The sequence below is a fragment of the Micromonospora sp. SL4-19 genome (assembly GCF_047921475.1).
In the GTDB taxonomy this organism is placed as follows: Bacteria; Actinomycetota; Actinomycetes; order Mycobacteriales; family Micromonosporaceae; genus Micromonospora.
In genome coordinates this window covers 34,665-59,922 of the sequence record NZ_JBLROB010000022.1, presented here as the reverse complement: position 1 = coordinate 59,922, position 25,258 = coordinate 34,665, and the positions used below count along the sequence as shown (strand labels likewise).

Genomic DNA, 25,258 nt, shown 5'->3' with positions numbered 1-25,258 from the left:
ACCGCCTTCCCGCCGGCGCACCGGCACCTCGTCCTACCCGGGGGCGACCTCCCGGCGGCGGCGCAGCACCGCCGCGCCGGCCAGAGCCGCGACGGCGAGCGCCGCGAGGGCCACCTCCGGCCACACCCCTGCCCGGGTGGCCGGGGTACGCCCGTCCCCGAGCTGCATCTGCCGGACCACCACCGCCGCGGTGTTGAACCCGGTGGCCCCGTCTACCCGCCCGTCGGGGGTAACGAACCCGGACACCCCGACCGTGGAGGCCATCAGCGCGGCGCGGCCGTGCTCGACGGCACGCAGCCGCACCATGGCCAGCTGCTGGCGGGCCTCCGCCACGTCGAAGGTGGCGTTGTTGGTCTGCACCACCAGCAGCTGCCCGCCGCCGGTGACGGTGTCCCGGACCAGGTCGTCGTAGGCCACCTCGAAGCAGATCACGTCACCGAGGGTGACCGCCCCGGCGTCGATCACTCCGGCGGTGGCGCCGGGGACGAAGTCGGAGCGGACCCGGTCGACCTGGGAGCTGACCATTCGGGCGATCTTCCGCAGCGGCACGTACTCGGCGAACGGCACCGGGTGCCGCTTGACGTACACCTGCCCCAGGTCGACGCCGCTGCCGGGGCGCCACAGCAGGCCGGCGTTGCGGACCTGCCCGGCGTCGGGGCCGAGCAGCACCGCGCCGACCAGGATGGGCGCGCCGATCGCCTCGGCGGCCTGGGAGATCCGATATCCGGCGTCCGGGTTACGCAGCGGGTCGACGTCGCTGGAGTTCTCCGGCCACACCACCAGGTCGGGGCGGCGTTGTGCGCCCGCGGCGACCTGTTCGGCCAGTTTCACGGTGGCGTCGACGTGGTTGTTGAGCACGGCCTCCCGCTGGGCGTTGAAGTCCAGCCCGAGCCGGGGCACATTGCCCTGCACGATGGCGACGGTGGCGCTCTCGCCGCCACCGGCCACGCCGACCCGGACGGCCCCTGCGGCGGCGAGCAGGGCCGCCAACGCGGCGGCGAGCGCCGCCACCGGCCGCCAGTGCCCGGCGGGCCGGCGCCAGTCGCGCCAGGCGGCGGCGACCAGGATGCCGCCGGCCAGCGCGACGGCGCAGGTGACCAGCGGGGCGCCGCCGAGCGCGGCCAGGCGCAGCAGCGGTGAGGTGTCCTGGCTGAACGCCAGCCGCCCCCACGGGAACCCCCCGAACGGGGTCCGGTCGCGCAGCGCCTCCTGCCCCACCCACAGCACCCCGGTGACCACCGGCCACGTCCACCGCCACCGGTCCACCAGCGGCGACACCCAGGCGGTCGCCGCGCCGAGCAGCGCGAGATACCCGGCCTGCAGCAGGGAGAGCAGGATCCACGGCAGGGCGCCGGTGTGCAGGTTCGTCCATTCCAGCAGCGGCGCGAACAGCGCCACCCCGGCGAGGAAGCCCAGCCCGGCGCCGGCGCGCAGCCGCCGCCGGTGCGCCGCCGCGGCGAGCAGCGCCACCCCGACCGGCGCGAGGGGCCACACCCCGTACGGCGGGAACGCGGCCAGCAGCGCCAGCCCGGCCACGACGGCCAGTGGCACGGCCACCCGCAGCGGCAGCGGCCGCGGGCACCCGGCCTCGCCTGCCCCGTCGGCGGCGGCACGCACCTCTTCCCGGCCGAGCGTCGTCACCGGCACCTCATCTCGATCACGGGCCGAAGGCTACCCGGCCGGAGCGGTGGGCGGCCCGCGCCCCGCCTCAGTCGGGCAGCGCGATCACCGGCAGGTCTCCGTCGCCGTAGCGCGGATCACCGCTGAGGATCGGGGCGTCGTGCGTGAGGCACGCCAGCACGGTGGTGGCCAGGTCGGCGCGGCCGGTGAACCGCCGCCAGTAGGACAGCTCGTGCCACGAGCCGGCGTCGGTGGGCAGGACCGCGCAGGCATCCAGGGCGAGCAGCCGGCGCAGCGCCGCCCGGTCCTTGGGGTCGTCCACGACGGCGAGGGTCTCGGCGGCGGTCACCGCGGTCACCCCGAACCGCACCCCGTCGGTGATCACCTCGTGCAGCGTCTCGCCCACGTGCACGGATCCGGACACGTACGCCAGCAGGGCGGACCGGTCCAGCACCAGCCGCACGGGCGGGGTGTCGGCGACGCTCACGCGGCGGACGCCGCGGGCGGCTCCTCGTCGGCGGCGCGGCGCACCCGGTCCCGGACGGCCTGGTAGCGCTCGGACGGCCACGCCGCGTCGACGGCGGCGCGGGCGGCGCGGGCCCGGGCCACGCCCCCGTCGGTGACCGTGATGCCCTGGTGGGTCAGTTCCGCATCGAGGGCTTCCCGGCGCATCAGCACCCGGGCGGCGTGCACCAGGTACGCGCTGGCGTTGGGTTCCCGTTCGAGGCGCTCGGCGACGTCCGGCGGGACCGAGATCGACAACTTTCGCACCGCTCCGGTCATACCAGGCACCGTATCAGGTAGTACCAGCGTGAGGCCTCCCCGGTCCGGCGAGGTTCTCGGCGGCGGGCGATCACGCGGCCGTTCTGCGGCTTTCCGCCGCCGTGTCCGGCGGGGGATGCCAGACTCGGCGGCATGAGCACCGGCCACTGGCGGGGCAGGATCCTGCCTGCCGCACCGGGGTCCGGCGTCACCCGCCTGGAGTTGTTCTACGACCTGGTGTTCGTGCTCGCGTTCCTCAACGTCACCTCCCTGCTGTCGGCGCACCTGAGCGTGCGCACGCTGCTCGCCGGGGCCGTGACGCTGGCCCTGCTGTGGTGGTGCTGGGTCTCGTTCGCGGCCATCGGCAACGTGGTCCGCACCGACCAGGGGGTGCTGCCGCTGATCGGCGCGGTGACGGTGGTCGCCCTGTTCGTGCTCAACCTGAGCGTGCCGCAGGCGTTCTCGAGCCGTCCCGGCGGGCCGCCCGGCCCGCTCGTCTTCGCCGCCTGCTACCTGCTCATCCGGGCGGTGCAGGTGCTGGTGCTGCTGACCCGTGCCGACGCCCCGGGCCGCGCAGCGCTGCGGTTCGGCCTACCGCTGCTGGCCAGCGTGACGCTCATCGTGGTCGCCGGGGCGCTGCCCCACCACGCAGAGGTCGGGCCGACGTGGCTGCAGGTGGCGCTGTGGGCGGCCGCCGTGGGCATCGAGTTCACCGCCGGGGGACGGATCCGCAACGTCGGTCTGGCGGTGGTCTCCGCCGCCCACTGGGCGGAGCGGTACGCGCTGATCCTGCTCATCGCGCTCGGCGAGTCGATCATCTCGCTGGGGTTGGGCCCCAAACCGGGCGCCGGCCTGCCGCTCAGCTGGGCGGTGATCGTGGCGTCGGTGCTCGGCGTCACCACCATCGCGGCACTGTGGTGGATGTACTTCGACACCCTGTCACCCGCCCTCGAGCAGACGCTGCACCGCACCCGCGACCCCGCCACACGGACGGCCTTCGCCCGTGACGTCTACGCATACCTGCACCTGCCGCTGGTCGCCGGGATCATCCTGTTCGCCCTCGGCCTGAAGCGCTATCTCGCCGTGATCGCCGACCCGCACGGTGACCCGTGGCGGGTGCGGGCGCTCGGACTGGACTACCGGGTGCTGTTCACCGGAGTGATCATCTACATCGTGGGGCTGCTGGCGCTGTGGGCGCGTGCCACCCACCGGGTGCGGCTGTGGCCGGCCGTGACGGTGGTGGCGCTGATCGTCGTGCTGCTGCCCGCGGGCCGGCTGCCGGCGGCCGCCGGCCTGGCGGTGCTCGCGGTGGCCAGCGTCGCGCTGGTGCTGGCCGGGCTGCGCACCAGTGCCCGGCTGCGCCGCCACGTGCGGCAGGTCGCGCTGCAGGAACAGATCGCCACCGAGCAGGAACAGTCCGAGTGGCGCCGCCGCCACCTGTGAGCCACGGGGTACCGCCGGCGAAGCGAAAATCGGGGCGCGGCTCGCGCCGCGCCCCGATGCTCCCAGGCCCTTCCCGGCCGGTGGGGCGGGAATGAGCGGCGCCGACCTTCGGACCGACCGGACGCGGACTGGCTGCCCCCGCCTGGCCGTTGTCTACTGGCCGTGCCTTTCACCCTGCCCGTACACCGGTAACCGCGGCCGGTTCGCGCCGCCCCGCCGACCCCCGCCCGCTGGACCTGGCCGCTGCGACCGTCGAGGTCGCTAGGCCAGCAGACGAAGGGACGAAGCGAACAACAGCCGCTTCCCGTGGTAGGACTCAAAGACGGTACGGCGTGGACCCCCGCCGCTGTCAACCCACCCGGGCCTGTCGTGTGTTGCGCCACGGCGTGTCGCGTCGGCGCGTCTCAATCCGTGCCGAGGTGGCGGCGCAACAACGCGGCCGCCGCCCGTGGATGGTCGGCGGCGAGAAGCCCACCGGCGGCCAGTACATAGTCGACGTCGACCACCGCGCGGGCGGCCCGGGGCAGCGGCCACCCGCCGGCCTGGTCGCCGAGCACCGCGGCGAGCACCTCGGCGGCGTCGGCGGCGCACGCGTGCCGCAGCACCCCACCGGAGCCGACCATCAGCTTCACGTCGCGCAGATCCCGTCCGGCGCGTTCACCGGTGGCCGCGCCGCGGGCGTGCCGGCGCAACGCCACCGTCGCGGCGAGCGCGGCGATGCGCCGCTCGGCGGCCCGGTCGGCGTCGTCGGCGGGCAGGAACCCGGGGTCGGCGGCCCGCACCGCCGCCGCGGCGGCCAGCTCGTCGGACTCCCCGGGGGCCAGCAGGCGTTCCTCGGCGGCGGCGCGGACCACGCCCGGGGCGCTCCACCGCATGCCCAGGTCCCCTTCGACCGTGCGGGCCCGCCACAGGGTGCCGGCGACCTCCCGGCCCGGCCCACTGTCCCGCTCGTCCGGGGTGAGCACCGAGTACACGTCGGTGGTGGCCCCGCCGACGTCCACCACCGCCAGGTCCCCGCCGAGGGCGTCGGCGAGCACCTCCACCCCGGTCAGCACCGCGTCCGGGGTGGCCGCCCGCACGAGCCGCGCGAACCGGCCGCCACGCGACAGCCTCTTACCGCCGATGACGTGGCGCAGGAACACCTCCCGGATCGCCGCCCGCGCCGGGGCGGGGGCGAGCACCCCGATCCGCGGCAGCACGTTGTCGGCGGCGGTGACCGGCACCTTCGCGGCGGCGAGCAGCCCGTGCAGGTCGTCACGGACGTCGGCGTTGCCGGCGAGCACCACCGGCACCCGCCAGCGGGCCTTCGCCAGCCGGGTGGCGTTGTGGGTCAACACCTCCGCGTCCCCACCGTCGGTGCCGCCGACCAGCAGCACCACGTCGGGGCGGGCGGCGCGCAGCGCGGCCAGCTCGGCCGCGCCGAGCCGCCCGGCGGCCACATGCACGACGTTCGCCCCCGCGGACAGCCCGACCCGCCGGCCGGCCTGCGCGGTCACCAGGGGCTCGTAGCCGACGACCGCCAGGCGCAGCCCACCGCCGGCGGACGAGCACACGTACCAGGGCAGGTCACCGACACCGGCGTCGGCAGTAGCGGCGCCGACGGCGGCGTCCAGGCCGTGCAGCACGTCCGTGCCGACGGTGGTCGGCGCCGCCGCCGCCGCGACCAGCCGGCCGCCGTCGAGGTCGACCACCGCCGCCTTGGTGTACGTCGACCCGACGTCGGCGCAGACGGCGGCGTTCACGCCGCCGCAGGCACGACCACGGTGCCGGTCGCGGCGACCGCCACGATCGGCGCCGCCAGCACCTCGGCCGCGGATTCACCCTTGTCGGGGCGGCCCCGGCAGACGACCCTGGCCTCGAAGTCGATGGTGCGGCTACGGGTGCCCACCCGGGTCACCGTCGCGACCACCTCGAGCACGTCCCCGGCCTTCATCGGCGCCTTGAACTGCACGTCCGAGTAGGAGGCGAACAACCCCTCGTCGCCGTCGGTGCGGATGCACACCTCGGTGGCGACATCCCCGAACAGCCCCAGCGCGTACGCCCCGTCGACCAGGTTCCCCGCGTAGTGGGCGTGCGAGTACGGCACGTACCGCCGGTGCGTCACGGTCAGTCCCAGCCGCGGATCCTGCTCGCTCATACCTTCGCCTTCTTGTTCGTGATCAGGGCGTGGACCAGGTAGCTTGCGACCTCGCCCGGGGTGGTGCCCCGACCGAAGATGCGGTCCACACCCAACTCCTCGGTCATCGTCTCGTCGAAGCGGGGGCCGCCGACGATCAGCAGCGGCCGCTTCCCGGCCGGCATGGCCTCCCGGAACGCCGCCGACATCTCCCGGGTGTTGTGCAGGTGCGCGTCGCGTTGGGTGACGACCTGGGACACCAGCACCGCGTCGGCGCGCTCCCGCCGGGCCGCCTCCACCAGCTCCGGCACACTGACCTGCGCACCCAGGTTGCTGACCTTCAGCTCCCGGTAGTACTCCAGGCCCTTCTCCCCGGCGATGCCCTTGACGTTGAGGATCGCGTCGATGCCGACGGTGTGCGCGTCCGTGCCGATGCACGCGCCCACCACGGACAGCTTGCGCCGCAGCTTCTGCTTCACCACCGCGTTGACCTCCTTGGCCGACAGGAGCGGGAAGTCCCGTTCCACCACCTGCACCTGGGACAGGTCCACCAGGTGGTTCACCCGCCCGTACACGACGAAGAAGGTGAACTCGTCACTCATCTGCTTGGCGTGCACCAGCATCGCCGGGTCCATGCCCATCCGGTTGGCCAGCTGGATCGCCGCGCCCTCGGCCCGCTTGTCGTGCGGCACCGGCAGGGTGAACGACACCTGCACCATGCCGTCACCAGTGGTGTCCCCGTACGGCCGCACGATCTTCTTCTCCACCGGGGCCGTCACGGGCGGTCTCCTTCCAGGATCGCGGTGGCCGGGTTGTAGTAGTCGGCCTCGTGCCGGGCCACCCCGTCCAGCCCCTTGCCGCGGTCCGCGGGCCGCTTCATGATCCCGAAGGTGCCCTCGGCGATCGCCGTCAGCAGCGACTGGTCACCGATGCGGTCCAGCAGGTCGACGGCCTCACCGAGAACCCGGTGGGCGCGCTGCTGGATGAACCCGCCCGGAGCGGGCACGAAGTCCTCGTGCAGCCCACCGGCCGCGCCCAGCACGTAGCGGACGTTCTGCAGGGCGATGTCCCGGTCGGACAGCCACGGCGTCACCACCGCCTCGGTCATCATGCCGACCAGCAGGATGCCCTGCCCGGTCATGGTGCCGACCAGGTTGAAGAACCCGTCGAGCAGGTTGCCGCGGAACACGTCACCGGTCATGTGCTTCGTCGGCGGCATCCACTTCAACGGCGCGTCGGGGAACAGCTCCCGGGCCAGCAGCGCGTGCGCCAGCTCCAGCCGGAACGACTCCGGCACATCCGGGTTGATCTCGAACGCGTGGCCCAGCCCCAACTGCCAGTCGGCCAGCCCGGCCTCGTGCGCGAAGTACTCGTTGAGCAGCTGCGACACGGTCACCGTGTGCGCCTCGTCGACGGCGTCAGCGGTGGTGAGGTAGTTGTCCTCACCAGTGTTGATGATGATCCCGGCGCGGGCGTGCACCTGCCGGGAGAACCGTTGGTCGACGAACGTGCGAATCGGGTTGATGTCGCGGAACAGGATCCCGTACATCGAGTCGTTGAGCATCATGTCCAGCCGCTCCAGGCCGGCCAGCGTGGCCATCTCCGGCATGCACAGGCCCGACGCGTAGTTCGTCAGCCGCACGTAGCGGCCCAGCTCCTTCGACGACTCGTCCAGCGCCGCCCGCATCAGCCGGAAGTTCTCCTGCGTCGCGTACGTGCCGGCGAACCCCTCCCGGGTCGCGCCCTCCGGCACGTAATCCAGCAGCGACTGCCCGGTGGAGCGGATCACCGCGATGATGTCCGCGCCCGCTCGGGCGGCGGCCTGCGCCTGCGGGATGTCCTCGTAGATGTCGCCGGTCGCCACGATCAGATAGATCCACGGCCGCTGCTTCGGGTCCCCGTACCGCTTGACCAGCCGATCCCGCTCGGCGCGGCGCCGGTCGACCTGCCGGATCCCCGCGGCCACCGCCCGGCGGGCGGCCTTTCGCGCCGCGGTCGCGGCCCGGCCGGTCGGCTGCTGGAACCGCACCGACCCGGCGGCGGCCTTCTGCGCCAGCAGCGTCACATCGGTGATCTGCTCCCGGGCGAGGGCGTCGAACACCGTCGCCGCCACCCCATGGCCCAGGCCGGTGTCGGCGACGACCGCGTCGACCAGACGGTTCACCCACGGAATGCCGTCGGGGTCCGCGCCGGTCACCCCGGCCAACCGCAGCACCGCCCGCTCCACCGACACCGTGGTGTGGCTGCGCGCCAGGTCCACCACCGGCTGCCCGGCGCGGCGCGCCAACTCCCGCGCCCGCGCCACCAGCGCCGGATCCAGCTCAAGCTTGCCCGTCACGAACAACCTTCCTCATAGATCACGTTTCCTCGCAGGACCGTGGCCCGGCACACCGGCTGCGGCGTCGGATCGTCCGCGCCGCGCAGCTCCGGGTCATCGGCCTGCAACACCGGCAGGCCGTGCTGCGCCCCGGCCGGGGTGGACCACACCGCGAACGTCGCCGGCGCGCCCAACGCGAGCACGCCCTCGTTGTCCAGATGCACCGCACGCCACCCGCCGCGGGTGTGCGCGGCGAACGCCGCCCGCACACTCATCCGCTGCACCGGGTTGTGGTGCGCCGCCGCCGCCCGCACCGAACCCCACGGGTCCAGCGGCGTCACCGGCGAGTCCGACCCGAACGCCAACGCCACCCCGACCGAGTGCATCGCACCCATCGGGTTGGACTCCAACGACCGGGACAGACCCAGCCGCGACTCGTACATGCGACCCGCGCCGCCCCACAACCGGTCGAACGCCGGCTGCATCGACGCGACGATCCCGTACTCCACGAACCCGGCGATGAGCCGCTTGTTCATGATCTCCGCGTGCTCCACGCGGTGCCGGGCCGCCCGCAACCGGTCGAGGCCCAGCTTCTCCGCCGCGCCCGCGAACCCCTCCAGCACCGTGCTGATCGCCGCGTCGCCGATGGCGTGGAAGCCGCCCTGCATGCCGTGCGCCGCACAGTCCAGCAGATGGTCACGCACCTGCTCGGCGGTCACGTACCCGTGCCCGCACCCCCCGGCCTCCCCGTCCAGGTACGCCTGCGAGACGTGCGCCGTCCGCGACCCCAACGCCCCGTCGGCGAACAGGTCACCACCGGCCCCGACCGCCCCGAGGTCCCGGGCCCGCGCCGCGCCCAGCAGCTCGCCCCAGTAGCCGTACACCTCCGGAAACCCCGCGCCGGAGATCGCCAGCAGCCCGGTGAAGTCCTCCTCGTCGGAGATCTCCGGGCCGCCGCACTCGTGCACCGCGGCGACACCCAGCGACGCCGCGTGCCGCAACGCCACCCGCTGCGCCGCCACCCGCTGCGTGCGGGTCACCGACCCCTGCGCCGCCGCCCGCACCACGTGATGCGCGTCACGCCGCAGCCAGCCCGACGCGTCGTACCCGGGCGCGGCCGCCGCATCCGGGCAGGCCGCCAGCAGCGCCTGCGACACCAGCGCCGAGTGGATCGACGCCTGCGACAGGTACATCCGCCGGCCCCCGGCCGCCCGATCCAGCGCCGCCGCGTCCGGCAGGGTCCGATCCCCCCAGTTCGACTCGTCCCAGCCGTGCCCCAGCACCACCGCGTCGGCCGGCAGGCCGGCCGCGAACGCCGACACCGCGTCCAGCAACTCACCGGCCGACCGCACCCCGGACAGGTCCAGCCCCGACAGGGCCAACCCGGTGTCGGTGGCGTGCACATGGGCGTCCACGAACGCCGGGGTCACCAGCGCCCCGCCGAGGTCCACCACCCGATCGGCGGCCGGCGCGTCGGCGCCCGCACCCAACCAGGCGATCCGCCCGTCGCGCACCAGCAACGACGTCGCGGTCGGGTCGGCGGGGCAGTGCAGCATGCCACCGCGGTACAAGGTCGAGGGGTTCGTCATGGGAGTCAGTCTGCCGCCAACCGCGCCTCGAACAGACGGCGCACCCCCGGCTCGGCACGCAGCAGCTCCAGCGCCAGATCCGCGTGCCCCGGCGCGTACCCGTTGCCCACCAGCATCGTCACGTCCGCCGCCAGGCCCTCCGCGCCCAGCGCCGCCGCCGCGAAGCTCGTCGCCATCGAAAAGAAGATCACCGTGCCGCCGTCCTCGGTGGCCAGGATCGCCCCGTGCTCGCAGCCCGGCACGTCCACGCACACCACCGTCACGTCCGCCGGCGCACCCAACGCGGTGGTCACCGCCGTGGACAGCCCCACCGGATCCCGGGCGTCGGCCAACGCGACCTCGTCGGCCAGGCCGGCCGCGACCAGCGCGTCCCGCTCGCCGGTCACCGGCACCACCCCGACCGTACGGGCAGCGCCCGCCCGCCGCGCCGCCGCCAGGGACAGCGACCCGCTCTTGCCCGCGCCACCGATCACCGCCACCCGCACCGGCCGGGCGTCTCCCCCACGCCGCCGCCGGTCCACCTGCTCGGCGACGACCCGCGCGGTCAGCGCCGGCGCCCCGCACACGTCCAGCACCGCCAGCGACAGCTCCGGGTGCAGGTCCGCCGGCAGCACCGCCGCGATCGACCGGGCGAACAGGATCGCGTACCCGTCACACGGCACCTGCTCGCTGCGCCCGTCCCAGCGGGAAAGCCCGTCCAGGATCATCAGCGGGGTCAACGTCAGCGACACCAGCGTCGCCACCCGGTCGCCCTGCTTCAGCCCCAGCGGGGACCGCTTCCCGGCCTCCTCCACCGTGCCGATCAGCATGCCGCCGGAGCCCGTCACCGGGTTCTGCATCTTCCCCCGGGTCGAGATGATCTCCAGCACCTCGGCGCGGACCTTCTCCCCGTCACCACCGTGCTTGTCCGACAGCTGCCGGAAACTCGCCGCGTCCAGGTTCAGCCGCTCCACCCGGATCCGCACCTCGTTCGAGGCGATCCGCGGATCGGCGTCGAGCCGCCACGCCGCCTGCGGCAGCACCCCCGCAGGTTCCACGACGCGGTGCAGACCCACCGGTGACGTCACGCCAGCCCCCTCCGTCAAGCCGCCCGAAGCCCCGACCAGGACTCGCGTCGCGGGAAAACTTCCGGCAGAATAATTTCTTCACCGGATATTTTCCAGTAGCCTTCGGGACCATTGATCAACCCGCACCGCCAACGAGGAGGGGCCGTGACCCAGACCCAACCCGTGGAGACCATCCCTGCGCCCCGCCCCGCGCCGATTGCCGTCCCCACCGCCGGACAACCGTACGAATACCGCCGCAGCCCCCTGGTCGAACCCGACTGGACCCGCTTCCCCGGCTGGCGCCACGTCACCCGCGAACAGTGGGAGAACGCACAGTGGCAGCGGGTCAACTGCGTCAAGAACATCAAGCAGCTGCGCACCGTCCTCGGCGACCTCGTCGACGAGACCTTCTACGCCGACCTCGAGGCCGACCAGAAGGCCCTGGCCACCATGTCCATGCTGGTGCCCCCGCAGATGCTCAACACCATGGTGCCCTTCGCACCCATGACCACCGAGGCGTTCCTCGCCGACCCGGTCCGCCGCTACATGATCCCCGTCGCCTCCGACCGGCGCACCGACTGGCCCTCGCACCCCTACGCCAGCCGCGACAGCCTCCACGAGCACGACATGTGGGTCGCCGAAGGCCTCACCCACCGCTACCCCACCAAGGTCCTCGCCGAGCTGCTCTCCACCTGCCCGCAGTACTGCGGCCACTGCACCCGGATGGACCTCGTCGGCAACTCCACCCCCGCCGTCGACAAGCTCAAGCTCACCCTCAAGCCCGTCGACCGCTACGACGCCCACATCGCCTACCTCAAGGCCCACCCCGGCGTCCGCGATGTCGTCGTCTCCGGCGGAGACGTCGCCAACGTGCCGTGGAAGAACCTCGAGTCGTACCTCATGCGGCTGCTCGAGATCGAAACCATCCGCGACATCCGGCTCGCCACCAAGGCCCTCATGGGCCTGCCCCAGCACTGGCTCCAGGCCGACGTCGTCGAGGGCCTCGAACGGGTCGCCCGCACCGCCGCCCGCCGTGGCGTCAACCTCGCCATCCACACCCACGTCAACCACCGGCAGTCCATCACCCCGCTGGTCGCCAAGGCCGCCCAGACCGCCCTCGACGTCGGCGTCCGCGACGTCCGCAACCAGGGCGTCCTCATGCGCGGCGTCAACGCCACCGCCGGCGACCTGCTCGACCTCTGCTTCGCACTCCAGGGCGAAGCGGGCATCCTGCCGTACTACTTCTACATGTGCGACATGATCCCCAACGCCGAGCACTGGCGGGTTCCCGTCTGGCACGCCCAGCAGCTCCAGCACGACATCATGGGCTACCTGCCCGGCTACGCCACCCCGCGCATCGTCTGCGACGTCCCCTTCGTCGGCAAGCGCTGGGTCCACATGCTCACCGACTACGACCGCGAACGCGGCATCTCCTACTGGACCAAGAACTACCGCACCTCGATCGAGTCCGCCGACCTCGAAGCGCTCAACAAGCGCTACGCCTACTACGACCCGATCGACACCCTGCCCGAATCCGGACAGGCCTGGTGGGAGGCCCACCGCAACGACTGACCCCGCACCACCCGTCGCCCGGCACCCCGCACCAGGGTGCCGGGCGACGGGCCTTCCCGGCCTACTCAGCTCCCCGCGGCGCGTACATGATCAGGGCGACGCCCAGCAGGCAGATCGCCGCGCCCGCCACATCCCACCGGTCCGGACGGAATCCGTCCACCAGCACACCCCACGCCAGCGACCCGGCCACGAACACCCCGCCGTACGCCGCCAGGATCCGGCCGAAGTTCGGGTCCGGCTGGAACGTCGCCACGAACCCGTACGCCCCCAACGCCAGCACCCCGGCCGCCACCCACCACAGGCCCCGGTGCTCCCGCCAGCCCTGCCAGACCAGCCACGCTCCCCCGATCTCCGCCAACGCGGCCAGCAGGAACAACACCAGGGAACGCAGGACGATCACCCCGCGACCCTATCCGGCCGGCACGGCCCACCCCGCCCCACCGGCACCACGGGCGCCACCTTCGCCAGCTGCGCCAGGCGCTCGATGCGCGTCGACGTGAGCTAGGGCAGTGGATCCCACCTCCAGCCATGCGTCGGCGGCCCCCCGGGGATTCCCGGGGGGCCGCCGCTTCACGGGTCACTTCTCGAAGGCGTTGCGGGCGTCCCGGCCGGCCTCCTTGACGTTCTGGCCGGCCTGCCGGGCCCGGGCCGCGCTCTGCTCGTTGGCGCCCTCCGCCCGCAACCTCTCGTTGTCGGTGACGTCGCCGATCCGCTCCTTGGCCATGCCGCTCATCTCCTGAGCCTTGTTCTTGGCCTTGTCGGTGAAGCCCATGTCATCTCCTCAGCCTCGGCTTGCTGTCACTCCCTGTCGCGTCCCCGGTGGCGGGCGCGGCAAACCGTGGGTGAGGGACCGCACGTCGCGCAGGGCATCCTAGGAAGATGGGCTGTTAATGGCAGCTGGTCCGGCCGGCGCGCTCACTGGAGCCCGGTCCGCCCCGGGTGACCCGGTTCGGCGCTCCGCAGCGTGGTTGACTGAACCGGTGAGCGAGATCCTGCTGATCCGGCACGGCGAGACCGCCTGGAGCGCCAGCCACCGGCACACCTCGTACACGGATCTGGAGCTGACCCCCGACGGCGAGCGGCAGGCCCGCACGCTCGGCGTGATGCTGGCCGGCCGCCGCTTCGTCCGCGTCCTGTCCAGTCCCCTGCAGCGGGCGGCGTGCACCGCGCACCTCGCCGGGCTCGACGTCGACGCCACCGACCCCGACCTGGCCGAGTGGAACTACGGCGAGTACGAGGGACGCACCACCGCGGACATCCACGCGGAGAATCCGCACTGGAACATCTGGACCGACGGGTGCCCCGGCGGAGAGTCACCGGCACAGGTCGGCGAGCGCGCGGACCGGGTGCTGGCCGGGATCGCTCCCCTGCTCGACGGGAGCAACGTCGCCCTGGTCGGGCACGCGCACAGCCTGCGGGTGATCGGCGCCCGCTGGATCGGCCTGCCCCCGTCCGCCGGTGGACTGCTGCGACTGGACACTGCCACCGTCAGCGTGCTCGGTCACGAGCACGGGCGGCAGGTCATCCTGCGGTGGAACCAGCCGGCTCCGCCGCCGCCCGCGACCGGCCCCGACCGGCGAGCTCGGCACTGATCCGCGGCGATCGGTTCCCGTACGGGTGACAGCACCACGCTGGTTACGCGGCCGCGTCACAGACTACTGGCTCCGGTTCAGCGGTACCGCTGAACCGGAGCCAGTAGTGGACGGCTACGCCGCTCGCTGGATCAGAGGTAGCGCGAGGCCTCGTCGAGGAAGCGCTGCGCGTACCGGTCCGCCGGAATGTCCCCGAGGTAGTACTTCTTGAGGTCGTGGCGGGTAGCGGCGAGGGGATCCCTGCCGAGGAGGTCGTCGAGGGCATCGTCGAGTCCCTGCAGCCGGCCGCCGTACGCGTCGATCACGTAGCCCGCCCGCGCAAGCGGGAACGCCTCCGGGAACTGGGCCGCCGGCACCGAGACGGCAACCATCACGAAGGGCTTCTCCGAGTACAGGTAGTCCGCCACCACGCTCGACACATCCGACACCATCGCGTCCGACGCGTTGAAGCAGTCCGCGACCGTCATCTCCACCTCAGCCTCGGCTCCGAAGACGTGTGGCCGTCCGTTCGCCCGGCGGTCGTCAGCCAGCAGCGTCCGGATGCGCTCACACTCGCGGCTCAACTCGGGGGACCGATGGCTGTACGGATGCGGTCGGAAGACGACGCTGCACCCGCGAGCGAGCAGCGCCTTGATGATGTCGTAGCCAACGATCAGCGACGAATAGTTGGAGTCGGCATAGAAGCCCGCCCACGTCGGGGCGTACAGGACTCGAGGGTTGGTAATCGAGGCGATCGGCCCGGCGGCGATGGCGACCTTCTCCACCTGGGGGCGCCCGACGATGGTGAACATCTTTGCGGGCATGCTCACGCCGTTGGCCGCGAACCGGTCGATCGCGGCCTGGCCGGCGACGAAGTTCTTGTCGTAGACCCGGAAGACCGGGTTGTGACTCGGCACCTTGTCGCTGTCGCCGTGGTTGAGCTGGATGTGCGCCAGGTGTGTGTACCGGACAACGTGGTTGTTCATCGTCGCGGTATTGACGTAGAAGGCTGCCCGTAGCGACGGGGCGATGACATCGTCAAGCTGCTGCAGCCCCAACCGCAGCACCACCGGGGCATTGGTGAGACCCACCGCCTCGTCGAAGTTGGCTTGGCTGCGAACCAGGACAAAGAACTTCTTGCCGAGGCGTTCCAGGTAGGGCAGCCACATCCCGAGCTGGTAGGCGGTGCCGACGGGTGCGTTCCAATGCACGAGAAAGACCGGCTCGTAGGCGGTCAGCGCGGCATGCAGTTTCGCCTCACTGCTGCGCCTCGCCCGCACCCGCCTCAGCGCCTCCAACCCGGTGAACAGGGCCAACCCGAGCGCCGCGGTCGCCACCGCCAGCGCGATCACCCCAGAGACGTTGGTGAACGCGCAGAGCAGTGCCACGAGAACCGCGGCGCCGTTGACCAGCGCGACGCGGCTTGTGTCGGGCCTACCGTCACGCCGTGAGCCGCTTCCGGGCAGGTTGGCCGAGACGGGGTAGACAGCATCGGACACGGACGCCAACAGCGGCTCGCTGAAAACCGCCAGGGCTGCGACGGCGATACCAACGGCCAAGGCGGGATCAAGAGTGCCGTGTACCGCGCCGAGCAGGTACGCGCAGCCGAGCAGGAGGATGCGCGCCACCACGGACGTTTCGGCGGACACCGAGCCGCCCCGCCACGTCCAGGCCAGCAGAGCGAGCGCCAGAACGGCCGGGAGAAGCGCCCAGAGCCGGGAGTTTCCCACCGCCGCCAGCAGCAGAGCGGCGAGGGCCATCACCTCGACCGCCAAGGCGGGCAGTCGCGCCCCGGCGGCCGACGTCCGCGCCTCCGCCAGCCATCCGCTGAACCGGGACCGACCCGGCTTCGAAGCCGTCATCGCCCAACCCCCATCGACGACGGGTCGATCCGCAGCACCCGCCTCACCCGGCCCCGCCAGTTTGCCAGGAATCGGTACATCTCATCCTCCCGCTGATGACACGCAGAGCCACTCGAGCGCCGACGCAGCACGGACAAAACGGGCCCTGGGCCTGCCGTCCGCTCAAGATCCGGATCCCACGTCCGCACGTATCAGGGTTGGATCCTAGATTCGTACCCTGGCAATCGGCCGAACGGGGTAGCCCGTTCTCGATCTTCCTCGACGGGCCGGCGGCGGAGGTGATCATCGCTCGCTGAGCGGGGTCACCCCGCCCGCGAACCCCCTGACTCAGCCGAGATGCCACGGAGCCGGTGCTGATTCGCGGGATCCGGGCCGACCTTCGGCGGGCGATGCTCGTATGGAGTGGAGAGCACGACGGTCGTCCGAGTGGTGACGTTCGCCGAGGTCCGGATCTCCTGGAGCACCCGCTCCAGGTCCGCGGGGCTGGCGACCCGGACCAGCAGCAGGTAGAAGTCCTCGCCCGCCACCGAGTAGCACGAGTCGATCTCGGGCAGGTGGGCCAGCCGCTCCGGTGCGTCGTCCGGCTGCGACGGGTCGAACGGCCGGATCGCCACGAACGCGGTCAACGGCAGGTCCAGCGCCTCGAACGAGACGCGCGCGGCGTATCCCTTGATGACGCCGCGCTGCTCCAACCGGCGGACCCGCTGGTGCACAGCGGACACCGACAGCCCCACCTTCTCGGCGAGGTCGGTGTACGACAGCCGACCGTCCCCGGTCAACGCGGCGACGATGGCCCGGTCGATCTCCTCCACGCGGTGCAACCTACCTGGAAACGCGCTCCCACGCCGCACCCGCCCGCCGAACGCCACGCTCGGCAGGTCGTCCGGTCGCGGACCGCCTCCGGAGCGTGGTCAGGCGCCTCCTCCCAGGTAGACCACCGCGAGGACGGACCGCAGGCGTGCGGCGTACTCCTCGGCGGGCGGCAGGTCGAAGCGCACCCCGCTCCGGCGTAGCTGCCGCTTGGCCCGGACCAGCCGCTGCGCCATCGTGGCGGCGGGGACCAGGTACGCAGCGGCGATCTGCTCGGCCGGCAGGCCACTCACCGCGTTGAGGGTCAGCGCCACCTGGGCCGGCTCCGGCAGGCTGGGGTGGCAACAGGCGAAGAGCAGCGACAGCCGGTCGTCGCCGGTGGCCTCGGCCGGCGGGGTGCGTGCGAGCACGCCCACCTTCTCCCGGCCGGTCGCGTCCCGCCACAGGCGGTCGAGTGCCGCCGTCGGCTCGGTCACCGGCCCAGGCTACGGGCGGGCTCAACCGTTGGCGAGGGCCCGGGAGATGACCAGTCGCTGGATCTGGTTGGTGCCCTCGACGATCTGGAGCACCTTCGCCTCCCGCATGTACCGCTCGACCGGGTGGTCAGCCACATAGCCGGCGCCGCCGAGCACCTGCACCGCGTCGATGGTCACCCGCATCGCCACGTCGGTGGCGAAGAGCTTCGCCTTCGCCGCCTCGATCGAGTACGGCCGGCCGGCGTCGCGCAGCCGGGCGGCGGCCAGCGTGAGCGCGCGGGCCGCCGAGATCTGGGTGGCGTGGTCGGCGAGAGAGAAGCCGAGCCCCTGGAAGTCGATGATCGGCCGGCCGAACTGCCGGCGCTCCTTCGCGTAGCCGACCGCGTAGTCCAGGGCGGCCTGGGCCAGGCCGACCGCGCAGGCGGCGATGCCGAGCCGGCCGGAGTCCAGGGCGGACATGGCGATGGTGAAACCCATCCCCTCCCCGCCGATCAGCCGCTCGGCCGGCACCCGGGCGTCGTCGAAGGCGATCTGGGCGACCGGGGAGGCGTGCAGGCCCATGGTCCGCTCGGACGCCTGCGGGTGGATGCCCGGGGTGTTCCGGTCGGCCAGCAGGCAGGAGATGCCCTTCGGGCCGGCGCCGCCGGTGCGGCAGAAGATGTTGTAGAAATCGGCGACCCGGGCGTGGGTGATCCACGCCTTGGTGCCGGAGACCACGTAGTCGTCGCCGTCGCGGACCGCCTTCGTGGTCAGCGCCGCGGCGTCGGAGCCACCCTGCGGCTCGGACAGGCAGTACGCCCCGAGCAGCTCCCCGCCGATCATGTCCGGCAGCAGCTTGCGCTGCTCGTCGGTGCCGAACTGGGCGAGCGGGTAGCAGGACAGGGTGTGCACGCTGACCGCCTCGGCGACGGCGAGCCAACGGCTGGCGAGGATCTCCAGCACCTGGAGGTAGACCTCGTACGGCTGGGCGGCCCCGCCGTGCTCCTCGGCGTACGGCAGGCCGAGCAGGCCGGCCCGGCCCAGGGTGCGCAGCACCTCGCGGGGGAACTCGGCACGCTCCTCGAAGCCGGCGGCCTTCGGAGCGAGCTCCCGGTCGGCGAGTTCGGTGGCGAGGTCCAGCAGGTCGTGGGCCTCGTCAGTGGGGAGGATCCGGTCGACAGTCATAGCGCGATGAGCTCCGTGGGGGTGGTGTTGAGCCGTTGCCCGCCGTCCGTCGTGCAGACGACGATGTCCTCGATCCGGGCGCCGTGCCGCCCGGCGAGGTAGATACCGGGTTCGACCGAGAAGGCCATGCCGGCCTCCAGCGGCCGGGGGTTGCCGGTCACGACGTACGGCTCCTCGTGGGTGTCGAGGCCGATGCCGTGGCCGGTGCGGTGCAGGAAGGCATCACCGTAGCCGGCGGCGCTGATGACGCCCCGGCCCACCGCGTCGATCGCCTCGGCGGCAACCCCGGGGCGGACCGCCGACACCGCCGCCCGCTGGGCCTCGTGCAGGACGGCGTAGTAGTCGGTGAACTCGGCCGGGGCGGGACCGCCGGCCACGTAGGTGCGGGTGCAGTCGGAGCGGTAGCCCGACGGCATGGTGCCCCCGATGTCGACCACCACCGGCTCGCCGGCGCGGATCGGCCGGTCGGAGGTGCCGTGGTGCGGGCTGGCCCCGTTCGGCCCGGCGGCGACGATGACGAAGTCGACGGTGACGTGGCCGGCCGCCCGGATCGCGGCGGCGATGTCGGCGGCCACCTCGATCTCGGTCCGCCCGGGACGCAGCCACTCCCCCATCCGCCGATGCACCGCGTCGATCGCGGCGCCCGCCTCGGCGAGCGCCGCGACCTCGGCGGGTGACTTGCGGATGCGCAGCTCACGCAGCACCTCGGAGGCGAGCCGCTGGGTGGCGTCGGGCAGCGCGGCGCGCAGGGCGAGGACCTGCTCGGCCCACATCCGGTCGGCCAGCCCAACGGCGGCCACCGGTCCGGGCAGCGCCGCGCGGACCAGCGGGTACGGGTCGGTGCCGTCGGCGTGGTCGACGATCCGGAAGCCGGTGCCGGGTGCGGCTTCCGCCCCGGGGCGCTCCAGGACCGGCACGATCAGGGTGGGCTCGCCCTCGGCGGGCAGCACCAGGCAGGTGAGCCGCTCCCCCTCGTGCGCGTCGTAGCCGGTCAGGTAGCGCAGGTCGGAGCCGGGGGTGAGCAGCAGCGCGTCCAGGCCGGCGGCGGCGGTGGCGCGCTGCGCGGCGGCCAGCCGGTCGGCCGGGTACAGATCGTCGGTTCCCACCCCCAGAGCTTAACGGTCGTTTGGGCTCCGGCCCATCCCAGGCAGACAGGTGGGCGGGCCCCCGGGCTCCCCGCCCGCTCAGTGGGCAAAGCCGGGTCGGTGGTAGTCCCAGTCCAGGTCCCAGCGCAGCACCGTGCCGAGGTTGTCCACCGACAGCGCCTGGCCACCGTCCGCGGACAGGGCGACCTGGAAGACCGCCTCGGTGTTGCCCTCCAGCTCGCAGATGCGCTCGCCGGTCGAGGGGTCCCACAGCTGCACCCGGTGGTCCATGCCCCCGGAGAGCAGGAGGCTGCCGTCCGGGGTCAGCGCGAGGCGGTTGACCGAGTCCTGGGCGATGGTCACGCCCCGCGGCGCCACGGCGTCCAGGTGCGCCACGAACACGGCACCGCCGGCGACGAAGGTGTGGTCCGCGACCGCGATCACCCGCCCGTCGGCGCCGAGCACGAGCGCACCGACCTCCACCAGCGGAAACGAGACGGTGTGCAGGTGACGCCGGGTCCGGCCGGCCCACACCCTGGCGCGTCCCTGCTCGTCGAGGGTCGCCGCCACGTCACCCGCCAGCACGGCCGCCTGGTCGCCGGGACCGGGCCAGACGTACAGGGGTCGCCGCGTCGGGGTGTGCCACAGCCAGGTCGGCCCGCGCGGCGTACGGGTGAGGGTGAGGTGCGGGTCGACGGTGCTGTCGAGGGTGAGCACAGCGTCGCCCGACCGGGACAGGACAGCCGTCCGCCGCCCGGTGACCAGATCCCACACGAAGGCAGCACGGACATCCTCGGTGACGGCGTGCCGGCCGTCGGCGCACACGGCCACCTGTCGGATCTCCGCGCCGTGGCTGTGCGATCCCTCCACCGCGCGCCCGCTCTCCAGATCGCGGATCGTCACCGCGCCGAAGTAGTCGCCGGAGATGACGACCCGCAGGTCCGCGCTGACCGCCGACACGCCGCGAACCAGCCGTTCGTGAGTCGCCGTCCGCCAGGCGCCGGCGAACTTTGCCCGGGTGCTGGCCGCCCCGACACGGTGCCAGGAGGCGAGCAGGTCGGCATCGCGACGGTAGCCGGGCAGCTCGCGTACGGACCGCAGCCGGTCGAAGGCGGCGGCGTGGTCGCCGTCGTCGATGAGCCGCTCCGCCGCGGCCAGGTGCACACGGACCGCGGCGGCCTCGTCGGTCAGCTGGCGGGGCTGCCGGGGACGGGTGTAGCTCCACGGCGCGGCCGGCCCGGCCGTCGGCGGCCACACCAGCCGTACCGTCTCGCGCCCGACCGACACCAGGGCGACGCGCCCGTCGGCGCTGATCACGACGTCGGCGGCGGTGTAGGGCTCGCTCGTGTGCCGGCAGCGGTTGCCGTCCAGTTGCCAGGTCTGCAGGCCGAACTGCCAGTCGGTGCCCAGCCCGGTCCGCCCGTCGTCGGTGACCGCGACCGGGCCGCCGCCCCACCCGGCGGCGCTGCCCTTGTCCGCCACCGCCCAGGTCACCAGGTCCAGCACCCGCACCTGGTCGTCGTCGGTGAGGGCGAGCGCGCACGCGCCACCGGGGCTGAACGCGAACCTGCGGTTGAGGCCGTCCATGTTGCCCACCAGCTCGCCGGTACGCAGATCCCAGATGCGCAGCAGCCACCGGTGGCCGTCGAAGGCTGCCACGTGCCGCCCGTCGGCGGTGATCGCCGCAGTGCCGCCGAACCCGGGCCCGTAGTCGCCGAACGGCTCGGCGATCAGCCGGAAGCCGCCGCCGGTGAGGTCGTCCAGGACCCGCACCGAGCCGTCCCTCCCGGCCGTGACCAGGACCCGGCCGTCGGCGCTCAGCGCCACCGTCTCCAGGCCGTGCGGCGGGAGGCGATGGGCTCCGGTGCACCGCCCCAGCCCGGTGTCCCAGATCAGAATGTGCCCGGCGCTGTCACCGGAGGCCGCCACCCGGCCATCGGCGCTCAACGCCACGGATTCGACGTCCGTGTCGTGACCGGTCAGCGTACGCAGCAGCTGTCCGCTGTCGACCTCCCAGACCCGCAGGCTGCGTGCCTCGTACGAGGTGACCGCCACCCGGCCGCCGGCGCTGAGCGCGACGACCGCACGCCGGGTGATGTCGCCGCCGGGTAGGGTGACCGGTTCGCGGGGGGCGGGCAGCCGGCGCGCGGTCGCCCGCGCCTCGTCGGCCTCGGCGCTGTCCGGCACGGTACGCAGCAGAGCTTCGGCGGCGTCCCGGTCGCCGCGTTCGAGGTGGACCAGGGCCAGCAGGTGGTCGCCGATCTCGCGGCCCCCGTCGCTGGACCGGACGCCGTCCAGCTCGGCGACCAGCTGCCGGTCGGTCAGCGTCCCGGCGCGCCACCGGCGCAGCCCGCGGTTGTAGGTGGCGTGCGGGTGGCGCGGGTCGGCCTCCAGGGCGCGCTGCCACAGCTCGTCGGCCCGTTCCGGGTTACCGAGGTCCAGCAGGGACAGCGCCTGGTTGGACAGCCCGTCGGCAAGCAGCCGCGGCGGCTCGGGCAGATCACGCGGGTAGGGTGCTCCGGTCACCTCGTGGTGGATGCCGAGCAGCTCGGTGGCTATCTCCGCCATCCCGGCGGGCCGGGCCCCGGGGTCGTGGGCCAGGCAGCGGGCCAGGAGGGCGGCCAGGGGCGCCGGCAGCGGCGGGATCGCCGGATCGCCCGCGCCCGTGCGGACGAGGTGGGCGAGAGCCTCGGCCCCGGCCGGCCCGTACGGCACCGGCGGGCGGCCGACGAACATCTCCAGGACCGTCAGGGCCCACGACCACACGTCCGTCGCGACGCCCAACCGCTCCCCCCGCGCCTGCTCCGGGGAGCAGTACGCCGGGGTCATGCCGCGAACAGTGACCAGCGGGCCGGCACCCGTCCCCGCTCCGACGGCACGGGCCCGGGCCAGCCCGAAGTCCGTCACCTTCGCGGTACCGTCGTCGGCCAGCATGACGTTGGCGGGCTTGACGTCCTGGTGGATCAGGCCCTGCCGGTGCGCGTGGTCGAGGCCCCAGGCGGCCTGGATCGCCACGTCGAGCATCCGGCCCACGCCGTCACGGTGCAGCCGCCGGTCGCGGACCGCGTCGGCCACGGTGCCGCCGTCGACCCACTCGGCGAACACCCGGGGCACCGCGTCGATGCGGCGGACGTAGACGCAGGTGACCGTGTGCGGGTGGGCGCCGAGGGCGACCCAGGTGTCGGCCTCCGCCTCGAACGCGGCGAGATCCTCCGCCGAGGCGACCAGTTCGGCCCGTGGTGTCTTCACGGCCAGGTCCACGTCCCAGTCGCGGTGCCGGACCCGGTAGACCAGGCCCATGCCACCGGTGCGGACCACGTCCCTGACCTCGTAGAGGTCGAGGACGATGTCGCCCGGCGCCCAGTCGTCGCCCATCTAGTCGACCAGCGCGACGTACAGCGGGGTGCCGAGCAGCACCGCCCGGCCGTCGGTGCCCGCGCCGGGCCCGTGCAGCAGCCGCTTGGCGACGAACTCGACGTTCTGCGCCGGGCCCGGCATCGCCGCGTTGGCCTGCCGCACGGCCGCCAGCGCGGCCCGGTCGGGCTGGTCGTCCCCGTCGGCGTCGGCCTCCACCAGGGCCCGGATGGTCGGGTGGGTGGTGAGTGCGGCGAGCAGGGACGGCGTGAGCGACCGGGGCACGGCCGGCGGGTCCGGCGGGGCGCCGAGGACGTGGTTGCCGGAGCCGCCCAGGCCCACCAGCGTGTCCGGGGTCGACCCGGCGAAGTAGACCAGTGTCGGGTCGCTCGGGAACGGGCCCCAGCGCATCGGCAGCAGGCCCCAGAAGAACTGGCCCGGGTCGTCGACCGAGCCGAGGTCGCCGTGGTCCTCCAGATGCCGCACCACCCGCTCCAGTCGCCGGGTCCGCTCGCCGGCGGCCGGGGACTCCGTGGCGCGTCTGCCGCCCAGCACCGGCAGGTTGACGCTCAGCTCGGTGGTCCGCTTCCTGGTCAGCGCCGGGTCGATCTGGGACAGCATCATGTCGATCTTGCTGTCGCTGACGTAGAGGTAGTAGCGCACCGACACCGGCGTCCCCTCCGCTCACCACGAAGCCCGCTGTACCCGACCGGTCACAGTCCATTATCAACGACAACGGATGACTGTCGGGGACCCGAGGCCGCCGCCCTGTGTGGTCATGGTGGTCCGCCATCCGATCACGGGCAGGCGGCACCGGCCCGCAATGCGGACTGGCGCGCGGTGCGGGACGAGCGGGGGCGGCGCCGTCAGGCGGTGGCGCGCTGGCCCAGCAGACTCCCCTGCTGCTGCTCGACGCACCGACGACCGCCCCGGCCGGCGCCGGGTTGCGGGCCGCGGGCACCATGGATCCATGATCCGCTTCGTGCTGAACCTGTTGTGGCTCGTCTTCGGCGGCGGCCTCGTCCTCGCCCTCGGCTACGGGGTGGCCGCACTGATCTGCTTCGTGCTGGTGGTCACCATCCCGTTCGGCGTCGCCTCGCTCCGCCTCGCCTCGTACGCGCTGTGGCCGTTCGGCCGGACCCTCGTCCCCAAGCCGGGCGCCGGGATCGCCTCCGGCCTCGCGAACGTGCTGTGGGTGCTGCTGGCCGGCTGGTGGCTCGCGCTGTCCCACATCCTCGCCGGCGTCGCCCTCTGCGTCACCATCATCGGCATCCCGTTCGGGGTGGCGAACTTCAAGCTGGTGCCGGCGGCGCTCTGGCCGCTCGGCCAGGAGGTCGTCGACACTCCCTGAGGCGTCACCGGTGCTGGGGCGGGAGTAGATCCTCCCGCCCCGGTTCCGTATGGAGGTCACTACCTCTAGGGCATCCTAGGAGGCTGGGTCTCCGGGGTGGAATGGCGGGTTGGCCGAACAGGCCTCGCGTTCCCGCCGGCGTGGCTACGGTCGGAGCAGTGGGCGGCCATCTCGGGGTGATCAAGGCACTCAAGGCGGACCCCACCATGTCCGCGCTGCGCCGGTCGCTGGACGCGTACTACGGCGACCCGGCCCGCGAAACGGCGATGGACGCCTTCTACGCGGGCCTCGTCCGGCCCGGCGACCTGGTCTTCGACATCGGGGCACACGTCGGCGACCGGATCGGCAGCTTCCGCCGCCTCGGTGCGCGGGTGGTGGCCGTCGAGCCCCAACCGCTCTGCGTGCGGGCACTGCGGGCCCTCTACGGCGACGACGAACAGGTGACGGTGGTCGAGGCGGCCTGCGGGGCGCGGGCGGATCGGGTCCGGCTGCACGTCAACTCCGCCAACCCCACGGTCTCCACCGCGTCCTCCCACTTCGTCCGCGCGGCCGCCGGCGCCGGCGGCTGGGCGGACGAGACCTGGGACGCCGAGATCGAGGTCGCCGCCACCACGCTCGACAGCCTCATCGCCGCACGCGGCGCACCGGCCTTCGTGAAGATCGACGTGGAGGGCTTCGAGGACGCCGTGCTGGCCGGGTTGAGCCACCCGCTACCGGCGCTGTCGTTCGAGTTCACCACGATCGCGCGGGAGCTGGCGCCGCGCTGCCTCGACCGGCTCACCGAGCTCGGGTTCACCGGGTTCAACGTCGGACTCGGCGACGAGATGGCCCTCGCCCTGCCGGAGTGGCTGCCGGCGGCGGAGGTGGCGGCCTACCTGCGGGCGCTGCCGCACGAGGCCAACTCCGGCGACGTGTACTGCCGATCCGGGGATCGTCTCAGGCGCCCAGGAACGCCGTGATCCGCTCCAGGTCGGCCGGTTGCAGGCCACGGTTCGGCCGGGGGCACGACACGTTGACCACGCCGTCCACGTCCAACCGCCACATCGGAGGACGCTCGCCCATCCGGTCACGGTAGGCCGAACACCGGGTCGGGTCGACCCGATAACCGGAGGGGCATCGA

At 73.1% G+C, this 25,258-nt stretch carries 24 protein-coding genes; 5 read left to right on the top strand and 19 right to left on the bottom strand.

Annotated elements, in window-relative coordinates; all coding sequences use genetic code 11:
• Nucleotides 1-33: 33 nt before the first annotated feature.
• From lnt to ACNAVT_RS22780, 3 genes are all read right to left on the bottom strand, one after another.
• Nucleotides 34-1,617 (bottom strand): apolipoprotein N-acyltransferase, encoded by a 1,584-nt coding sequence (lnt, locus tag ACNAVT_RS22790; protein ID WP_416299216.1) that lies wholly within the window; start codon nt 1,615-1,617, stop codon nt 34-36.
• A 91-nt stretch (nt 1,618-1,708) separates the two neighbouring features.
• On the bottom strand, nt 1,709-2,107 hold the full coding sequence (locus ACNAVT_RS22785) for a PIN domain-containing protein (RefSeq protein WP_416299178.1): 399 nt from the start codon (nt 2,105-2,107) through the stop codon (nt 1,709-1,711).
• On the bottom strand, nt 2,104-2,403 hold the full coding sequence (locus tag ACNAVT_RS22780) for a hypothetical protein (protein WP_416299177.1): 300 nt from the start codon (nt 2,401-2,403) through the stop codon (nt 2,104-2,106). Before ACNAVT_RS22780 ends, ACNAVT_RS22785 begins: the two co-directional genes overlap by 4 nt.
• Before the next feature lie 132 nt (nt 2,404-2,535).
• Here ACNAVT_RS22780 and ACNAVT_RS22775 point away from each other — a divergent pair, with 132 nt between their 5' ends.
• Nucleotides 2,536-3,825: a low temperature requirement protein A gene (locus ACNAVT_RS22775; RefSeq protein WP_416299176.1), complete on the top strand. Its 1,290-nt coding sequence runs from the start codon at nt 2,536-2,538 to the stop codon at nt 3,823-3,825.
• 404 nt (nt 3,826-4,229) lie between these two features.
• Here ACNAVT_RS22775 and ACNAVT_RS22770 read toward each other — a convergent pair whose 3' ends face one another.
• From ACNAVT_RS22770 to ACNAVT_RS22745, 6 genes are read right to left on the bottom strand one after another with little or no spacing between them, the layout of a single operon-like run.
• Nucleotides 4,230-5,567 (bottom strand): glutamate mutase L, encoded by a 1,338-nt coding sequence (locus tag ACNAVT_RS22770; RefSeq protein ID WP_416299175.1) that lies wholly within the window; start codon nt 5,565-5,567, stop codon nt 4,230-4,232.
• Nucleotides 5,564-5,962, bottom strand: coding sequence for a hotdog domain-containing protein (locus ACNAVT_RS22765; RefSeq protein ID WP_416299174.1), 399 nt, complete (start codon nt 5,960-5,962; stop codon nt 5,564-5,566). The genes ACNAVT_RS22770 and ACNAVT_RS22765 overlap by 4 nt, the downstream gene beginning before the upstream one ends.
• A complete protein-coding gene (locus tag ACNAVT_RS22760) occupies nt 5,959-6,720 on the bottom strand; it encodes an OAM dimerization domain-containing protein (protein ID WP_416299173.1) in 762 nt (253 codons plus the stop codon). Before ACNAVT_RS22760 ends, ACNAVT_RS22765 begins: the two co-directional genes overlap by 4 nt.
• Nucleotides 6,717-8,279, bottom strand: a complete 1,563-nt coding sequence (locus ACNAVT_RS22755) for a lysine 5,6-aminomutase subunit alpha (RefSeq protein ID WP_416299172.1) — start codon at nt 8,277-8,279, stop codon at nt 6,717-6,719. Before ACNAVT_RS22755 ends, ACNAVT_RS22760 begins: the two co-directional genes overlap by 4 nt.
• On the bottom strand, nt 8,276-9,847 hold the full coding sequence (locus ACNAVT_RS22750) for an amidohydrolase (RefSeq protein WP_416299171.1): 1,572 nt from the start codon (nt 9,845-9,847) through the stop codon (nt 8,276-8,278). The genes ACNAVT_RS22755 and ACNAVT_RS22750 overlap by 4 nt, the downstream gene beginning before the upstream one ends.
• Nucleotides 9,848-9,852: 5 nt before the next feature.
• A complete protein-coding gene (locus ACNAVT_RS22745) occupies nt 9,853-10,902 on the bottom strand; it encodes a zinc-binding alcohol dehydrogenase (RefSeq protein ID WP_416299215.1) in 1,050 nt (349 codons plus the stop codon).
• A 156-nt stretch (nt 10,903-11,058) separates the two neighbouring features.
• Here ACNAVT_RS22745 and ACNAVT_RS22740 point away from each other — a divergent pair, with 156 nt between their 5' ends.
• Nucleotides 11,059-12,465: a KamA family radical SAM protein gene (locus ACNAVT_RS22740; RefSeq protein ID WP_416299170.1), complete on the top strand. Its 1,407-nt coding sequence runs from the start codon at nt 11,059-11,061 to the stop codon at nt 12,463-12,465.
• Nucleotides 12,466-12,526: 61 nt separating this feature from the next.
• Here the strand turns inward: ACNAVT_RS22740 and ACNAVT_RS22735 are convergent, their stop codons facing one another.
• Together ACNAVT_RS22735 and ACNAVT_RS22730 are read right to left on the bottom strand one after the other, a co-directional pair.
• Complete coding sequence (locus tag ACNAVT_RS22735) at nt 12,527-12,865, bottom strand: YnfA family protein (protein ID WP_416299169.1); 339 nt, start codon at nt 12,863-12,865, stop codon at nt 12,527-12,529.
• Nucleotides 12,866-13,042: 177 nt separating this feature from the next.
• On the bottom strand, nt 13,043-13,237 hold the full coding sequence (locus tag ACNAVT_RS22730) for a CsbD family protein (RefSeq protein ID WP_416299168.1): 195 nt from the start codon (nt 13,235-13,237) through the stop codon (nt 13,043-13,045).
• A 208-nt stretch (nt 13,238-13,445) separates the two neighbouring features.
• Between ACNAVT_RS22730 and ACNAVT_RS22725 the strand changes: the two genes are divergently transcribed.
• Nucleotides 13,446-14,057, top strand: a complete 612-nt coding sequence (locus tag ACNAVT_RS22725) for a histidine phosphatase family protein (protein ID WP_416299167.1) — start codon at nt 13,446-13,448, stop codon at nt 14,055-14,057.
• Between the two features lie 131 nt (nt 14,058-14,188).
• On the opposite strand, the gene ACNAVT_RS22720 is transcribed toward ACNAVT_RS22725, so the two are convergent.
• From ACNAVT_RS22720 to ACNAVT_RS22690, 7 genes are all read right to left on the bottom strand, one after another.
• Nucleotides 14,189-15,667: a CDP-glycerol glycerophosphotransferase family protein gene (locus ACNAVT_RS22720; protein WP_416299166.1), complete on the bottom strand. Its 1,479-nt coding sequence runs from the start codon at nt 15,665-15,667 to the stop codon at nt 14,189-14,191.
• Nucleotides 15,668-16,200: 533 nt separating this feature from the next.
• Nucleotides 16,201-16,710 carry an Lrp/AsnC family transcriptional regulator gene (locus ACNAVT_RS22715; protein WP_416299165.1) on the bottom strand — a complete coding sequence of 170 codons (510 nt, stop codon included), beginning with the start codon at nt 16,708-16,710 and terminating at the stop codon, nt 16,201-16,203.
• A gap of 99 nt (nt 16,711-16,809) precedes the next feature.
• Nucleotides 16,810-17,184, bottom strand: coding sequence for a sigma factor-like helix-turn-helix DNA-binding protein (locus ACNAVT_RS22710; RefSeq protein ID WP_416299164.1), 375 nt, complete (start codon nt 17,182-17,184; stop codon nt 16,810-16,812).
• A 21-nt stretch (nt 17,185-17,205) separates the two neighbouring features.
• Entirely contained in the window at nt 17,206-18,348 is a 1,143-nt protein-coding gene (locus ACNAVT_RS22705; protein WP_416299163.1) for an acyl-CoA dehydrogenase family protein, read from the bottom strand.
• Complete coding sequence (locus ACNAVT_RS22700; protein ID WP_416299214.1) at nt 18,345-19,460, bottom strand: M24 family metallopeptidase; 1,116 nt, start codon at nt 19,458-19,460, stop codon at nt 18,345-18,347. Before ACNAVT_RS22700 ends, ACNAVT_RS22705 begins: the two co-directional genes overlap by 4 nt.
• Before the next feature lie 72 nt (nt 19,461-19,532).
• The gene (locus ACNAVT_RS22695; RefSeq protein ID WP_416299162.1) at nt 19,533-22,808 is read right to left on the bottom strand and encodes a protein kinase domain-containing protein; all 3,276 of its coding nucleotides are present in this window, start codon (nt 22,806-22,808) and stop codon (nt 19,533-19,535) included.
• Nucleotides 22,809-23,456 carry a DUF7019 family protein gene (locus ACNAVT_RS22690; RefSeq protein ID WP_416299161.1) on the bottom strand — a complete coding sequence of 216 codons (648 nt, stop codon included), beginning with the start codon at nt 23,454-23,456 and terminating at the stop codon, nt 22,809-22,811.
• A gap of 301 nt (nt 23,457-23,757) precedes the next feature.
• On the opposite strand from ACNAVT_RS22690, the gene ACNAVT_RS22685 reads away from it, so the two are divergent.
• Nucleotides 23,758-24,138: a YccF domain-containing protein gene (locus ACNAVT_RS22685; RefSeq protein ID WP_416299160.1), complete on the top strand. Its 381-nt coding sequence runs from the start codon at nt 23,758-23,760 to the stop codon at nt 24,136-24,138.
• 206 nt (nt 24,139-24,344) lie between these two features.
• Nucleotides 24,345-25,097 (top strand): FkbM family methyltransferase, encoded by a 753-nt coding sequence (locus ACNAVT_RS22680; protein ID WP_416299213.1) that lies wholly within the window; start codon nt 24,345-24,347, stop codon nt 25,095-25,097.
• On the opposite strand, the gene ACNAVT_RS22675 is transcribed toward ACNAVT_RS22680, so the two are convergent.
• The gene (locus ACNAVT_RS22675) at nt 25,075-25,200 is read right to left on the bottom strand and encodes a hypothetical protein (protein ID WP_416299159.1); all 126 of its coding nucleotides are present in this window, start codon (nt 25,198-25,200) and stop codon (nt 25,075-25,077) included. The genes ACNAVT_RS22680 and ACNAVT_RS22675 overlap by 23 nt on opposite strands.
• Between the last annotated feature and the right edge of the window lie 58 nt (nt 25,201-25,258).